This window comes from Shewanella sp. GJ50-10 (assembly GCF_055808815.1).
Map to the genome: position 1 here is coordinate 4270698 of NZ_JBVVSS010000001.1, position 16165 is coordinate 4286862.

The 16165-nt window shown below is 41.9% G+C and carries 14 protein-coding genes; 12 read left to right on the forward strand and 2 right to left on the reverse strand.

The window, feature by feature from the left end:
- Positions 1 to 4: 4 nt before the first annotated feature.
- The 4 genes from AC0L4E_RS18035 to AC0L4E_RS18050 all read left to right on the forward strand — a co-directional run bounded on the left by AC0L4E_RS18035 (position 5) and on the right by AC0L4E_RS18050 (position 2906).
- Positions 5 to 535 (forward strand): hypothetical protein, encoded by a 531-nt coding sequence (locus tag AC0L4E_RS18035; RefSeq protein WP_473680748.1) that lies wholly within the window; start codon positions 5 to 7, stop codon positions 533 to 535.
- Between the two features lie 294 nt (positions 536 to 829).
- Entirely contained in the window at positions 830 to 1273 is a 444-nt protein-coding gene (locus AC0L4E_RS18040; RefSeq protein ID WP_473680750.1) for a PaaI family thioesterase, read from the forward strand.
- Positions 1274 to 1540: 267 nt separating this feature from the next.
- On the forward strand, positions 1541 to 1831 hold the full coding sequence (locus AC0L4E_RS18045) for a putative quinol monooxygenase (RefSeq protein WP_473680752.1): 291 nt from the start codon (positions 1541 to 1543) through the stop codon (positions 1829 to 1831).
- A 148-nt stretch (positions 1832 to 1979) separates the two neighbouring features.
- Complete coding sequence (locus AC0L4E_RS18050) at positions 1980 to 2906, forward strand: hypothetical protein (RefSeq protein ID WP_473680754.1); 927 nt, start codon at positions 1980 to 1982, stop codon at positions 2904 to 2906.
- A gap of 143 nt (positions 2907 to 3049) precedes the next feature.
- On the opposite strand, the gene AC0L4E_RS18055 is transcribed toward AC0L4E_RS18050, so the two are convergent.
- Together AC0L4E_RS18055 and AC0L4E_RS18060 are read right to left on the reverse strand one after the other, a co-directional pair.
- A complete protein-coding gene (locus tag AC0L4E_RS18055) occupies positions 3050 to 5395 on the reverse strand; it encodes a Tex family protein (protein ID WP_473680756.1) in 2346 nt (781 codons plus the stop codon).
- A 316-nt stretch (positions 5396 to 5711) separates the two neighbouring features.
- On the reverse strand, positions 5712 to 6650 hold the full coding sequence (locus AC0L4E_RS18060) for a helix-turn-helix domain-containing protein (RefSeq protein WP_473680758.1): 939 nt from the start codon (positions 6648 to 6650) through the stop codon (positions 5712 to 5714).
- Positions 6651 to 6843: 193 nt separating this feature from the next.
- On the opposite strand from AC0L4E_RS18060, the gene AC0L4E_RS18065 reads away from it, so the two are divergent.
- The 8 genes from AC0L4E_RS18065 to AC0L4E_RS18100 all read left to right on the forward strand — a co-directional run bounded on the left by AC0L4E_RS18065 (position 6844) and on the right by AC0L4E_RS18100 (position 16038).
- Complete coding sequence (locus tag AC0L4E_RS18065; RefSeq protein ID WP_473680760.1) at positions 6844 to 7794, forward strand: DmsE family decaheme c-type cytochrome; 951 nt, start codon at positions 6844 to 6846, stop codon at positions 7792 to 7794.
- A 14-nt stretch (positions 7795 to 7808) separates the two neighbouring features.
- The gene (locus AC0L4E_RS18070) at positions 7809 to 9797 is read left to right on the forward strand and encodes an MtrB/PioB family decaheme-associated outer membrane protein (protein ID WP_473680762.1); all 1989 of its coding nucleotides are present in this window, start codon (positions 7809 to 7811) and stop codon (positions 9795 to 9797) included.
- A 46-nt stretch (positions 9798 to 9843) separates the two neighbouring features.
- The gene (locus AC0L4E_RS18075; protein WP_473680764.1) at positions 9844 to 12357 is read left to right on the forward strand and encodes a DMSO/selenate family reductase complex A subunit; all 2514 of its coding nucleotides are present in this window, start codon (positions 9844 to 9846) and stop codon (positions 12355 to 12357) included.
- Between the two features lie 12 nt (positions 12358 to 12369).
- Positions 12370 to 13050, forward strand: a complete 681-nt coding sequence (locus AC0L4E_RS18080) for a DMSO/selenate family reductase complex B subunit (RefSeq protein WP_473680766.1) — start codon at positions 12370 to 12372, stop codon at positions 13048 to 13050.
- Between the two features lie 47 nt (positions 13051 to 13097).
- Entirely contained in the window at positions 13098 to 13784 is a 687-nt protein-coding gene (locus tag AC0L4E_RS18085; RefSeq protein WP_473680768.1) for a TorD/DmsD family molecular chaperone, read from the forward strand.
- Between the two features lie 162 nt (positions 13785 to 13946).
- A complete protein-coding gene (locus AC0L4E_RS18090; RefSeq protein ID WP_473680770.1) occupies positions 13947 to 14426 on the forward strand; it encodes a hypothetical protein in 480 nt (159 codons plus the stop codon).
- Positions 14427 to 14605: 179 nt separating this feature from the next.
- Positions 14606 to 15085 carry a transcription elongation factor GreB gene (greB, locus tag AC0L4E_RS18095; RefSeq protein WP_473680772.1) on the forward strand — a complete coding sequence of 160 codons (480 nt, stop codon included), beginning with the start codon at positions 14606 to 14608 and terminating at the stop codon, positions 15083 to 15085.
- A 167-nt stretch (positions 15086 to 15252) separates the two neighbouring features.
- Positions 15253 to 16038: a hypothetical protein gene (locus AC0L4E_RS18100; RefSeq protein ID WP_473680774.1), complete on the forward strand. Its 786-nt coding sequence runs from the start codon at positions 15253 to 15255 to the stop codon at positions 16036 to 16038.
- Positions 16039 to 16165: the final 127 nt, after the last annotated feature.

Genomic DNA, 16165 nt, shown 5'->3' on the forward strand with positions numbered 1-16165 from the left:
TTTTATGCTGGTTGTCACCAATTATCCCCAAGTACCGATTGCGACAAGTAATGTTGCAACCGATCTTGCGCGCGCGGATAACCAGCAAGCTAAACCGATATTGCCGCCACAAGAATTGTCTAAAGCGCATCAAGAGCGTGCTTACAATCAACAAAATGAGCGACTAACCCGTCATGAGTTGATCGAGCAAAAACAGCAGCAAAAGCAATCGAACGAACAACAGTTAACCCAACAACAAACTCAGCAACAAGCTTTGGGTCCAAAAGGCATATTCCCCCAGTTATTGCGAGTTGCGGCTAACAGTAATCCAACGATTCAACGTCGAGAAATTCAGCAAAAAGCTAATTCAAACAATGTTGAAGCTGAAAAAACAGCAAGCAACAATAATAACCGAGCGATTCAAAGCTTATTGTTAAATGAAGCCTCTGCAGAACAGTCAGAAGCGTTTTATCAGCAGCTTGGCGAGCGTGTTGGCCAGTTTTATCAGCAACAAACTACCCCTTCAGATCAAAACCAATTATTTGCCCTCGTTTAGCCATTAAGCTAAATACTCAAGCACACCTCATTGCAGTTCAGCAAAGCTAGATTTTTCTCATTTAGCGTACTTGAACCTTTTCACTTCTATTACACATAAAAAGAGTTAGCCAATCATCGTTTAAATCGGTGTCTTTTTATTAACTATATTAATAGCGTAGCGAACCTTGCTCATTTAACTGACACTTTCACTAGTTTTGCCTCATAAAAACCATATAACTCACTCAGGCTTAATGATAGGTTAGTCATCATTAACAATAAGTTAGCTGTAAATACGATATTAAAAGGCAAACATATGAACCCATTTAAAATGACTGGCTTTGAGTTGCTATCGGCAATGGCTGAAGGAAAATTACCTCACCCTTCTATTGCCGACACAATGCCAATGCGACTTGGCAGTTTAACGAAAGGCTCAATTGTGTTTAAGGTTGAAGCTGATAAGCGCCATTTAAATCCGCTTGGTGGCGTACACGGTGGTTTTGCCGCCACAGTTATCGACTCCATTACTGGTTGCGCGGTACATACGATGCTTGAGGCTGGCGTGGGTTATGGCACTGTCGATTTGAATGTCAAAATGATCCGCCCTATTCCTTTAGGTGTTGAGCTTATCGCTGAAGGAAAAGTGATTAATATATCGAAAAATTTTGGTATTTCTGAAGGCACGATCAAGGACGCTAACGGAAAAATCTTTGCCCATGGCACAGCAACCTGTAGCCTTATTTATCCGAAAGTCAGTTGATGATTCACTTAGAAATATAATCATTCAGCTAGCCACTGGTAATTTTTACTAGCTAGCTCATCACTTAGTGGCTAGCTAAAGCTACACTCTAGCTTGTGCGCTTGATTCGGTAGCCTTCTTAATTATCAATTTTAATTTGATAATATTTCAAAATTTACCCTGTTTATTGGGGCTATTGAAAAGCCTAATATAGCTACATCAAACGGAAACACGCTCACATTAATAAGCCGTTTCTGTTTTAAACTCACAAGCTATAGGACATCCAACATGACTAAATTAACTATCGTAGCCAACATTATTGCTAAAGCCGACAAAGTAGAACTCGTTAAAGCAGAGCTGCTTAAACTGATTGAAGTCACTCGTGCGGAAGCAGGCTGTATCAACTACGACTTACATCAAGACAACGAAAATCCAGCGCACTTCATGTTTTACGAAAACTGGAATACTCGTGAATTATGGCAAACACATATGGGTAACACTCACTTAGCTGAATACATGGCAGCAACCGAAGGCGCTGTTGAGCAATTCATTTTAAATGAAATGACCCAAATCGCTTAAGTTCGGCTTCATCATCCCCAGTTGTAATTTATGCGCTAAGCCATTATTGGATTAGCGCTTTTTTTATCACGCTAATGTTATTGAGTATTAAGAACTAATTAATTATATTGGAACCGTAAATTAACTATGACATTAAGTGGAGGCGAAGATGACACTCAACAAGTATATCCTTGCCACCATTATCTGTTTTTTCTGCAGTAACCTATTCTTGATAAAAACAACATTTGCTAAAGATGTCGTTATTTTCAACCAACCCGCATCAAGCCAAGACTCTCGATACCAATATAGCTTTGAATTAATGAAGCTCATTTTAGAGCAAACAGAGAATGACTTCGGCGACTGGGAAATATCGCATTCGGAAGTGTTTATGACCCGCGATAGAGTGCTAAACGAATTAATCAGCGGTACATTAATCAACGTAATGGCCGAAGCACCGAAAGTGGGTTGGAATGAGTCACTTATTCCAATCAAGCTCCCCCTTCGCAAAGGTATTCAAGGCTTTAGAGTTTTCATCATAAAACAAGAAAACTATGAAGCATTTCAACAGATTCAAACCTTAGCTCAACTGAAAAGTCACCCCACTGGTTCTGGTATTTTTTGGTCGACAAGAAATGCCTTAGAACAAGCTGGCTTTGACGTTATTGTTGGTTCAAGTTATGAAGGCTTATTTCATATGCTTGAACGAGGCAGGTTCACTAGTTTTGGCCGCGGTATTAATGAAGTGTCAGATGAACTTGCTATCTATTCTCAGTCGTTTCCTGAGCTCGTGTTAGACGATAATGTACTGCTGCATATTCCGCTGATCACCATTTTTTATGTTTCGCCCAATAACCCTAAATTAGCTGAGCGAATTCAAATCGGCATGGAAAGGATAATCGCCAATGGTCAATTCGATCATGCTTTTTATCAGCAATATTGCCATGCGCTTGAAAACATCAATTTAGACTCGCGAATTATTTTTAATATCGATAATCCATTGATGGGAAAAGAAGAATTTATTCAGATGCAACAACAAGGCTTATTGCTGTCGCCAAAGATGAATTTTGATGAAGTTTGCCAAATTCACAGCCAATAATTCACAGCCCATAATTTATGAGCTATTTAAGTTATGACCCATTAACCTAGGTCATTGTTTCTAAATTAAATAAAAAGCCCAGCGACTCAGTTGCTGGGCTTTTTATTTTGCAGACTTTGCAGTTACTTGCTGCAATTCACGCGTTACTTCTTAAGCTTGGCGAACGCATTAGCAAACGCATCACCCATTGCCGCATTGGCAGGGGCTTTAGTTTGTTTACGTTGACCGCTCTTAGCTACTGGCTTATTACCTGCTGACTTACTCGACTGGCCTTTTGATGAAACAGGCTTGTTACTGCTCGATTTAGCTTGCAATGGCTCATCTAAACGCATGCTTAATGCAATACGGCGGCGTTCAACATCCACTTCCATGACTTTTACTTTAACCACATCACCAGCTTTCACAATCGTGTGCGGATCGCTAACAAACTTGTCAGTCAGTGAAGAAATATGAACTAAACCGTCTTGGTGAACACCAACATCAACGAAGGCACCAAAGTTAGTCACATTAGTCACTACGCCTTCGAGGATCATTTCAAGCTTAAGGTCTTTTAGCTCTTCAACGCCCTCTTTAAAGCTGGCGGTTTTAAACTCACCACGAGGGTCGCGTCCGGGTTTATCAAGCTCAGCCAAAATATCGGTAATCGTCGGTAGACCAAATTCTTCTGTCACAAACTCAGCAGCATTAAGCTGGGTTAACAGATCGCTATTACCCATGAGCTGCTCAACTGTTTGTTGTTTCGCTTTAGCAATCGACTCAACTAACTTATAAGCTTCAGGGTGAACAGATGATCCATCTAACGGATTCTTAGCTTGGTGAATACGCAAGAAACCTGCTGCCTGTTCATAGGCTTTAGGGCCTAAACGGGCCACTTTAAGTAGCTGTTTACGTGATTCGAACTGACCGTTTTCATCACGGTAACTGACCACGTTTTTGGCCAAGGTTTTATTCAAACCAGCGACTTGTGCCAGTAATGGCGCAGACGCCATGTTCAAATCGACACCAACACCGTTTACACAGTCTTCAACCACAGCTTCAAGTGAGCTTGATAACTGGCTTTGACTAACATCATGCTGATATTGTCCGACACCAATTGATTTAGGCTCAATCTTCACAAGCTCTGCTAGCGGATCTTGTAAACGACGTGCAATTGAAACCGCACCACGAATAGATACATCAAGATTTGGAAACTCGTCTGAAGCCAGTTCTGATGCTGAGTAAACCGACGCACCCGCTTCGCTGACCATAATCTTAGTCAAACTTGGATGAGTTTCTTTCATAAAGCTAATAACTTCAGCAGCCAACTTATCGGTTTCACGAGAAGCGGTACCATTACCAATCGCAATCAATTCCACCTTATGCATTTTCACTAGATTAGATAAGGTCCGAATCGATTTGTCCCACACATTTTGCGGTGCATGAGGGAAGATAGTGGTATGAGTGACAAATTTACCTGTGTTATCCACAATCGCCACTTTCACGCCGGTGCGCAAACCAGGGTCGAGTCCCATGGTGGCTTTAGCACCTGCAGGGGCTGCCATTAACAAGTCGCCTAAGTTGCGGGCAAACACGTTAATTGCCTCAGCTTCAGCGCGTTCACGCATTTGGCTAATAAATTCAGTTTCCATTTGCAGCGCAATTTTAATACGCCATGTTGCAGTCACAACGGTTTTTAACCATTGATCGACACCTGAATCGGTCAATTTAAGATTAAAGTGATCAGCAATAATCACTACGCAATAACTGCTTTGCGCCACTTCCGCTTTTGGATCGGCGTTCATTGATAAACTCAATACGCCTTCGTTACGACCGCGGAGCATGGCTAAAGCACGATGAGATGGCACTTTAGTGATCGCTTCAGTGTGCTCAAAGTAGTCGCGGAATTTAGCGCCTTCTTTTTCTTTTCCTTTTACCATACGACTTTCAAGCACAGCTTGTTGGCTAAGATGCTTACGTACCTTTTGCAAAAGGTCGGCATTTTCAGCAAATCGTTCCATTAAGATGAAACGTGCGCCGTCTAACACTGCTTTGGTGTCAGCAAAACCTGCTTCTACATTAATAAACTCGCTTGCTTTAGCGTCTAGAGCTGCTTGGCGATTAACTAATAAAAAGTCTGCTAAGGCCAATAAGCCCGCTTCAATAGCAATTTGGCCTTTAGTGCGACGCTTTGGCTTGTAAGGGAGGTAAAGATCTTCAAGACGGGTTTTACTGTCGGCGCTATTAATCGCCCGCTGTAATTCTGGGGTCAGTTTACCTTGGGTATCAATGCTAGAAAGAATCACTTGTCTTCTTTCAGCCAGTTCACGTAAATAACCTAAACGGCTATCTAAGGTACGTAACTGTGCATCATCCAAGCCCCCCGTTGCTTCTTTACGGTAACGAGCAACAAAAGGAACGGTTGAACCATCATCAAGTAGTGCGATAGTCGCAGATACCTGTTGCTCACGAACATTTAGCTCCTGAGCGATAATTTGAGCAATACTAAGCATAAAAGGTCTTATTCGGCGTTGAATAACAAATATCGCCCAAAGATAGCATAATCAGCTAAAAACGTTTATTGAGAATGCAGTTTTTCATCGTTTTTTGTGGTTTTAAACGGCAGGAATAGAGCAAAAAATTATTCAGAAATAGGCTTGAATGGCCTTGATTTAGAGTTCAACAATCAAATTGATACTCAATTTGAGATATAGGCATAAGTTTAAATATAGTTAAATGTGATAAATATCAATATAAACCCAATCCTAATTAATAACTATTCTCACATGTAACAATTGATACATTTAATTAATATTAACCACTTAATATTTAAATGGAATTAATTTTTAGGTTATTAACATATTGTGTTGGACAGCAACCAATTGTATTTGAGAAGTGACGACTAAACGTTGCCAAATTATCAAAACCACATTCATATGCAGTTACCTTTATATTTCTATTATTCTTATTCAATATTGAAATAATAGAATTTGCTTTGGTTTTTTTAATAATATCTTTAACACAGCATTCTTCAGTCTTGACTTCACGCTGTAAACTTCTTGTCGACATACCCAACATATTTGCTAAAGCAGGCAGACTTAATTGCGCTGGTGAAATACTGTTTGCAGCTGCGCTAATCCTTTCTAATTTAGAGATATTTTGTTGCTGTAGTGAGGAGGAACTCCCCATATCTCGCTCGTCTTTTTTGACAAACACGGATAGTTTTTCACAGTTAAACTTCACATTATCAAGCAAATCGACATTACTGCCGTAGAAAGCGCGCTCAAAAGGTAACTCTATAATTACATTGGATTTTGTTTCATTTTTAAATTTTAAAACATGCATTACAGATGCATATACAAATAAATCATCGTATTTTGATGCTAACGATTGTTTAGCTCTATTGGCGACCAAGCCTACACTATCCTCAGTCTCTATACTGCTCCAGTTAAGATCTGACACTTGGTTATAGAATTTGGTAAAAGCCAGCAGTTTTCTGGCGTTGCTGACGTCATCTGATAGGTCAATTTTAGTAAAAGCTTCAAGCCTTAAAGTAAAGAACTCAACCAAATCAACAAAGAAAAAAGGGTTAGTTGTATTCTTTTCAATAAAATTTAATAAGTTAGTAATTGTATTAAAACTAATTAAATCATTATCGTCCAAATATTTAAAATGAGAATATTCACTTGGAAGTAGAAAATTAATTTTTTCGCAATATTCACATACTATTTTAGTATGAATTGCTGGCCTGCATTTATATTTGATCATTTTGGGAACTTTATATTTAGACAAATGTCTTGACGGAAAGTATTTTAATTTTTTTTGCTACCTATGATATAGATCCAGATCACAAATGTCGTTATATGACAATCGCAATTCTTAGATTTGAAATTCACACACCTTTAAAATACCTCTTATTGATTATTCTTTTTTATAAATTGATTTAATAAGGTCAGGTGACATGATGAACTGGTGTCGAAACTTCATAGCTTCTATCAGTGTAATCCTTTACTTATGCTCATTTAATGCCGCAGCAGCGCCATGGGATGACATGACAGGTGAAGAGCTTTCTCAAAAACTGGTTGAGAAGTTCGCTGAAGGTAAGTATTCCCCTAAAGGAGCAGACAGCTGCTTAATGTGTCACCAACGCACTGAAGGTGTTGCTGACATCTTTAAAGGCGCACATGGTGACTTAACCAGTAAAGATTCGCCAATGGCGGGTCTGCAATGTGAAGCCTGTCATGGCCCTCAAGGCAGTCACAATCGTGGCGGCAAAGAGCCAATGATTCAATTTGGCAAAAACAGCAAGCTAGATGCACCAACCCAAAATACCGTTTGCCAAGGCTGTCATAACGACCCAGAACAAATGGCATGGCATAGCAGCACCCACAATCTAGAAGAGATTGCCTGTGCTGATTGTCACGTGGTGCACGCTGCTAAAGATCCAGCCTTAGACAAACTCACCGTCAATGACACTTGTACTAGCTGTCACACCCGTGAAAAAGCGGACATGAACAAACGTTCTGCTCACCCAATGAAATGGGACCAGATGACCTGTATTGATTGTCACTCGCCACATGGCTCTATGTCTGAAAGCGCACTGAACAAACCGACTATTAATGACACCTGTTATAGCTGTCATGCTGAAAAACGTGGCCCAATGCTATGGGAACATGCACCTGTGACTGAAAACTGCGTTACATGTCATAACCCACACGGAAGTGTTAACGAAGGCATGCTAAATAACCGTGCCCCTCAGTTATGTCAGCAATGTCACGCTGACGACGGTCACGCAAGTCGCGTTGTACTTCAACCTGGAATGGATGCCTTTGGCGGCGGAAAAAGCTGTTTGAACTGTCATAGCCAAATCCATGGTTCTAACCACCCAGCCGGCAGCTTACTGCAGCGCTAATTAGGAGCCATAACATGAACTTTAAACTAAATTTAATTACTGCTTCTTTATTAGTCGCTTCAGCACCTGCAATGGCGGCAAACTTTGCCGTCGGTAATGCCAATACTGAAAATCTTAATCAAGAAAAGTATGAGTGTAAGCGTTGTACTAGCTCAATGGGTTATAGCGGTAGTGTCGATATTTCTGCAGGCTACATCGACAGTGATGATGTCCATGCTGCCAATGCATTCGGAACAGACCAAGATGGTTTTGTTACCGCACTGAGCGGCGATATTGAATACCAAGATGAAAACGGTTACCAAGCACGTGCTCAAGCCCATCAACTGGGATTTGAAAACAGCAGCGCTAGCATTAGTGTAGGCCAAAAAGGCTTATTTAATGTCGATGCTGATTATTCATTATTAACCACATACCAGTCCGGTGATGCACAAAGTAATCTGTATTACGACGATGGCATGATGACCTCTGGCGAAACCTATGTTTTCGAGCTGTCACAGCAACGTGAAAAAGTCGGCATTGGCGCAGATTTCAAACAAGACTTTTACCAAGGTTATGTGCGCTTCGATAGTGAAGACAAAACCGGATATAAAAGCAGTAGCTTAGTCAGCCCAAGTCCAACTAACTTTGGCCAACGTGTTGATTCAACCACTGACTCATTTTCAGCAGGCGCAGCATTAACCGGTGACAACTGGTTAACTGAACTGAGCTACTTTGGCAGTCAGTACAAAAACAACACTGAAAACTTAAGCCTGCCAACCTATTACGATGTGTACTCAGCCACACCTGATAATGAAGCACATCAAGTGTCGTTGTCTGGTCAATACCAGCTTGACCGCACCGTGATGTCAGGTCGCTTCATTTTAGGTCGCATGATTCAAGATGATGACTTAATCCAAGTGGCTGGCAACCCAATTCAAAACTGGGATGGCGAAGTCGACACCACAGATGCGAACTTCCGCATCACTTCAATGCTCAGCAACCGTTTACGCGTTGGCGGTAGTTACGACTACAGCAACCGTGAAAACAACAGCTCAGTGTATGAATTCCAACAGTACAACTTCAATAGCGTCAGCGGCACTTTCAAAGAAAACGTTGCTACTGATATTGAACGCTCAACTTTCAAAGTGAACGCCAGCTACCGCATTGCTAGTGGTTATCGCTTACAAGCGGGATATGACCGTAAAGATATCGAACGCAGCTACAGCGAACGTGAAGAAACCAACGAAGATAGCTTATGGGCAAAACTGTCTATTCGCGCCATCGACAATTTCACCATCGACGTTAAAGCGGGTCACAGCAACCGTGGCGGCTCTGAGTATCAAGCAACAGAGTTAACCTCTAGCGAAGACAACTCGCTGATGCGCAAGTACTACTTAGCCGACAGAGAGCGTAACGAAGTTGAGCTACGTGTGAGCCACACGCCGCTAGATTGGTTAAGCATCGACTTCACTGGTCGTTATGCCAAAGACGATTACGACGACACTGTGATTGGCTTAACTGAGTCAGAAGATTACAGCTACGACGTGAACGTCAACATGCAACTGACTAAGCAGTTCTCTGCTTACGGTTTTGCAGGTCAGCAGTGGATTAACTCTGCTCAAGCTGGCAGCCAAACATACAGTAGCCCTGATTGGTACGCTGATATTGAAGATGAGTTTATCAACCTTGGCGCAGGCGTAAGCTACGGCGGTCTAATGGAAGACAAGCTGACCTTAGGTGCAGATTACTTATTCAGTAATTCAAGCAGTGACACTTATGTGACTGCTGATGGTACGAGTCCATACGGAGATTACTTCTCCTATAACCATAGCGCTAGCCTATACGCTAACTATGCCTTGAGTGATGACATGGCATTGAAGCTCACTTACCGCTACGAACGCTATTACGACACCGATGACGCTCAAATGACCCCTGACCAAGTGCCAGGCATGGTTACCCTGGGCGAGCTAAATCACAATTATAACGCCCATCAAATCATGCTGAATTTCAGCTATGTGCTGTAGTCGTTTAACAAACGCGCTGAATTTATTTTAGTAAGAGGAAATAATAATGGAACGCAGAAGTTTCTTAAAAATGAGTGCTGCATTGGGTTGTGCTGCTACAGTCACTGGTTGTAACACCAGTTCAAAAGATGCTGAGCCAGTAGAGCCACAACCACCAGTTGATGAAGCGCTAACTTGGTCGGCATGTCTTGTAAACTGTGGCTCTAACTGCCCAGTTAAAGTTTACAGCCGCGACGGGATGATTACCCGCGTTGAGACACACCATGACGTGCAAGATGAGTATGGTATGCACCAAGTTCGAGCTTGTGCTCGTGGTCGTTCATTACGTCAACGCACTTACGCGTTTGACCGTTTAAAATCACCAATGAAACGAGTTGGTGAGCGTGGTGAAGGCAAATTTGTCCCTATCACTTGGGAAGAAGCTGCTAACACTATTGGTGGCAAGCTGACTTCAGTTATCGCTGAACATGGCAACAAAGCTATTTTCAGAAGTTACGGTTCTGGTGCTTACTATGGTTTCGCATCTAACGGCTGTTTCAACCGTTTATTCAACTTAGTTGGCGGTTGCTTACAATACTTCGGTAACTACTCTTGGGCACAACAAACTGAAGCTGCTAAGCATACCTTCGGTACTGGCAGTACTTCTGGTTCTGCAACTGTGACCTTAGAAAGCAGTGACTTCTTATTAGGTTTTGCTTACAACCCAAGCGAAATCCGTCAGTCAGGTTCTGGCGAAGGTTACGATTACTTACAGGCTCTGCAACGCGCTAACGGCCTTAAAGTGACCATGATTGACCCTCGTTACACTGACTCTATGACAGGTAAAGAATCGTCTTGGTTACCAATCCGTCCTGGTACTGATGCAGCTTTAGCAGAAGCCATCGCATACTTGATGATCAGCTCAGGTTGGGTTGACGCGAACTCTATCGGTTTCATCAATCAAAACAGTGTTGGTTATGACGCGGCTTCTATTGAAGCACAAATTGCTGAATTTGAAGCAAGCGGCGACGCCAAGAAAATCGAATACGCTGCAGCAATGGATCCTGCTGAAAACTACCATGATTACATCATGGGCCAAGGTAAATACTCAGACCGTGAAGCACGCACTCCAGAGTGGGCTGCTAAGATCACTGGTATTTCAGAAACTAATATCCAGAAAGTTGCTGATGACTTAATGGCATCTGAAAAGCCTTACATCATTGCTGGCGCAGGTGTTAACCGCCAAGCAAACGGCGAGCAAACCGTCCGTGCTATTTACATGCTAGGTGTATTAGCAGGTAAGTTAGGTCGTGAAGGTTCATCTAACGGTGAGCTGCCAAACATGACTAACATGTACCGTGCTTCAATCCCTACAGGGACTAACCCAGTGAAAGAAAAAATCTCTTTCTTCACTTGGTCAGAAGCGATTCACCACGGCGAAACCATGACGGCTCGTACCCATGGTATTACAGGTACTGATGATTTAGACACGCCACTTGGCACTAACATCAAAGTGATCATTTCAGCTTCAGATAGTTCACTACTGAACCAACATGCTGACATTAACGGCACAGCTGAAATCTTAAAAGATGAAAGCGGTGTTGAGCTAATCGTATCGTGTGATTGTTGGATGACTCCAGGCGCTAAATTTGCCGATATCATCATTCCAGATACTTCTTGGTTAGAGTCTAACGACTTAGTAGATGACTCTTACGCTTCTGGCGCTATGGGTTACATCACTGCTATGAAAGCTGCTGTAGACCCTATCTGGGACTGTAAGTCTATGTACCAAGTATCAGCAATGATTGCTGAAGCAATGGGCGTAGGCGCTGCATTCACGGAAGGTAAAACTGAAGAAGAATGGCTTGAAGAGTTGTACCAGAAAACGCGTGATAACAGCAAAAACTTAGGTGTAACACCTGCATTCCCTTCAACTTACAAAGAAGCACAAGAAATTGGTTTCTTCCGTAAAAACATGGAAAACCGCAACGTTGCACTTCAAGGCTTTGTGAATGGCGGTGATGCACTAGCAACACCTTCAGGAAAAATTGAAATCCATTCAGCAGAGCTTGCATGGCGCGCCGCTAACTGGAAACAAAACAAAGTTAAAGGCGACACTATCACAGCAATCCCACAGTACACAGTAACTTGGGACGGCTACGAAGATGAAGACACTAAAGAAGATTACCCACTGCAATTAGCGGGCTATCACACTAAAGGTCGTACTCACTCTAGCTACCACAACGTACCTTGGTTACGTGAAGCAGTTGAAGATGCAGTATGGATTAACGCAATTGATGCACAGCAATACGGTGTTGCCTCTGGTGACACGGTTGAAATGTATAACGACCGTGGTTCGATTGAAGTCGTTGTGCGTATCACCCCACGCGTTGTTCCGGGTGTTGTAGCCCTAGGTCAAGGCGCTTGGTTCTTAGCAGATCCAAATGGCCGTACTGGCGCAACAGGTAAAGTGGTTGATATTGGCGGCGCAATTAACTCGCTGACGAAATACATGCCTAGCCCAGTGGCTAAAGGTAATCCACAACACACTAACCGTGTTCAAATTCGTAAAGTTTTATAAGGGAGCGCTACAATGAGCGATGCTATCCAATATAGTTTTTATGTCGATTCGACTAAATGTACTGGCTGTAAAGCCTGCCATATCTCTTGTAAAGACAGACAAGGCGAACAAATCCGTAACGCAACTAAGCCAGTTGAAAACGGTGTACCGAGCTTAAACGGCGTTAACTGGCGTCGTGTATATGAGTACGGTGGCGGAACATGGGCAGTGGACCCAGCAACAGGTACTTTTGAGCAAGACGTTTTTGCTTACTACATGTCTGTAGGTTGTAACCACTGTAGCGAGCCTGTTTGTGTTAAAGCTTGTCCAACAGGCGCAATGCACAAACGTCGTGAAGATGGTTTAGTCTTAGTGGCTGAAGAGTTATGTATTGCCTGTGAAAGCTGTTCACGTGCATGTCCATATGATGCACCGCAATTGGATCAAGAACGTAAAGTAATGACCAAATGTGATGGTTGTTATGACAGATTGGCAGAAGGTCGTAAGCCAATTTGTGTTGAGTCTTGCCCAATGCGTGCACTAGACTTTGATACCACTGAGAACATTGAAAAGAAATATGGCACAGGTGACGGACATATTGCGCCATTACCAAACCCATCAATCACTAGCCCTAACTTGATCATTAAAGCAAATCGCAATGGTCAACCAGCAGGTGGCGGTGCGGGCAATATCTTGAACCCGAACGAAGTATAATCAGATCTGGCAGTGGGTTTAACCACTGCCCTTTTTGAGGAAAAGAAATGAGTACTAAACAGTCAGTTGAACAATTAGGCGAATACCAAGCAATAGCGCGTATTCTGCATAACCTATTTTGTCATTATCCAGAAGCCGAGCTTATCGCCAGCTTTAAAGAAAATGACGTTGCTGCTACTTGGCCAACATTTGCAAGTCGCAGTGATAATCAACAAGGACGTGACGCTCTAACGGCCTATCTCAAGCATTGGGATGAAGCTGAACAGTTAATGGATTTAAAAGTTGATTATGGCCAGCTATTTTTTGGCCCTGGCGAGCCTAAAGCAATTCCGCAAGGATCAGCTTACCTAGGTGAAGATCAAGTGCATTTCGATGCATCAACCATTGCCTTAATTGATTTTTATAAGCAGCATGGTGTGAGCTTTGAGCTCGAAATGCCGCAACCAGTAGATCATATTGGCTTGTTTTTCAGTGTACTTGATTCAAGCTTTGCCAAGTTGCAAGAAGCCACAACAAATCCAGACTCAGATACAGATGCACAGCAGTTAACCCAGTTTATTCAGGTATTACTGCAACAGCATATGCTGCCTTGGGCTGGTCGTTGTTTAGAGCTTGCAAAAGTGAATGCTGAAACTGATTTTTATCTCGGTATTTCATTACTGGCTAACGATTACTTAACTGAGCTAGCAGATGCGTTTAACGTATTGCCAATGCCAAGAAAGTTGTTTAGATAAGTTATTAAAGAGACTCATATGAGTTTCTTATAATAAGTCACTTAAAGCCGTTTTATACTCATTAACCATAAGCCATACTTTCTTGTGAAAAAAGTTTCTAGTGAACAGTGTTCCTAGTGAAAAGAGTTTCTGGTTAATTAAGTTGTTTTCGTAGGAGTTGTTATGTCAGTGATACATGCCGTAGGCGAGCAATGGGATAAGGCCGAATGGTCTCACCAGTTGGTATCATTTTGGCAGCAAGACACCTACGTAAACAGCCTTTTTTCTGGTGCAACCAATGCTACAACTACAGCCAATTTAGTTGCAGCACTGATTGATGAATCTAAACGCCAAGCTTGTATATTGTCTGAATTTGATAATGCCGATGTGTTTAGCGCATTATTCGACTGCTTTTTGCTGTTATTCGTTAAAGAGATCAACAGTAATGATCTCAGCCAAGCCGAAGCATTAATCGTGCAAATGACTGAGCACTATGCCAAACAATGTTTAAAGCAAGTCGATGAACAAACTGATATCGAGCAAGGCACTGAGGCTCGCCAAGCCGTTATTTGTAATCAAAGTCAGAAAGTCATTACAGCCATGAATCAACTGGCACAATTACGCCAACAACGCCGTAGCCAAAGCCGAAATATGGGCAGCTAAATTAAAACACTAAATCAAAACACTAAATCCAAACGCCAATTTAAAATCAAGCAACGCTGTAGAGGTAACAAGAGCCGAAATATTGGCACCTACACCTTAAATTCATCGACAATCCCACTCCTTTTAGGTAATTTCTCTCTTAAGCTCCACACCATCATCAGCATTGAGTAGAAACCCAAGTGAAGACCAATCTCATCACCCCGGAAGGGATGACCAAACTAAAAACTGAGTTAAATTATCTATGGCGCGAATACCGACCTGAAATCACTAAAAAAGTGACTTGGGCGGCGAGTCTTGGCGATCGATCAGAAAATGCTGACTACAAAGAAAATAAACGTTTATTACGTCAAATCGACGGCCGAGTCCGCTTTCTAAGAAAGCGTATCGAAAACCTAAAAGTGGTCGAATATGCCACTGAGCAAGAAGGCAAAATCTTCTTTGGCGCTTGGGTTGAAATCGAGAACGATGCAGGAGATATTTTACAGTTTCGCATCGTAGGTCCTGATGAGATTTATGGCGATGCCAAAGGTTATATCTCTATCGACTCTCCAATGGCGCGGGCCTTACTAAAAAAAGAAGTCGACGACGATGCGGTTGTTCCTACACCCAATGGCCCACAAGATTGGTATATCAACAAAATTTCCTATACTGCTTTATAGGTACAAAAAACCTATCAACCGCCCAATAAAAGTGCATACGTCGATTAAACGTCAACTTTATGGCGATTTATTCTGAAGATTCTTGCCCTATGATGTTTCTTTACTAAACTTGAGATCCCATTTTTATTTTCCTTGTTTTGCGTAAATAACATAAAAAAGGAACTTTTATGTGCAGTAGAGTGTTCTGGATGGTGTTAATTGGTGCAGTAATATTATTGCTAGTCAGCTTCAAGGCGATGCCAAGTAGCCACCTACCCGCGCACATCATAGGTAACTGGTTAAGTCAGCAAACTGGCCATATTGAACTGCTACAAATCAATGAAGATAAAAGCTACCTACAAATTGGCTTAGACTTAAAAGAGCCCAGTAATAGTTTTGCTGAATGGGGCAGTTTTGCTTTATCCGCTACCGATACATTTACCGATATGCCTTTATCCATTTCCTTCAATCCCACCTTTAGTAACAATCCTGCTAAAGGGTTTATTACCCTGCTCACCGAGCGCAATCGCAGTAACGTATATCTCAATAATGATGCCTCACGGCTACAATTAAACATGGATAGGATGGGCGATAATTCCATCGACAACGTTGTCGAATATGAGCAGTTGCGCTCGCAGGATATTGAAGGTTATTGGTACAGCCAAGAATTTGATGATCTATACGCTGTATTGATGCTCGACAATGGCTTATACGTGCAGCTGCAAATAAACTTTGAACATGACGATGAGTTAACGGGCATGGAATGGGGACAATACCAGCATCAATCAGAATCCGATGAAGTGTATTTTCAAGCGCAATTTGACGACAATAATCAAACAGGATTCAGCCGCTATGGTGAAATTGCCTCTGCAGCATTTAATGTCAAACTTCATGATGATCAGTTGATCTTTCTGCTAGATAACAATGAAGATGGCGTAATAGATACTTTTTCTCGACTGATGCGAAAAAACTGATTTAGTTACAATTTCTAATATTCTAATCAACCTCATTAAATTCAATTAATTTCATAGACTTAATGACATAACTTCGTCATATTGTTCCTGCACAGTCATAAACAACTGTTACACCTCTTGTTTGCAC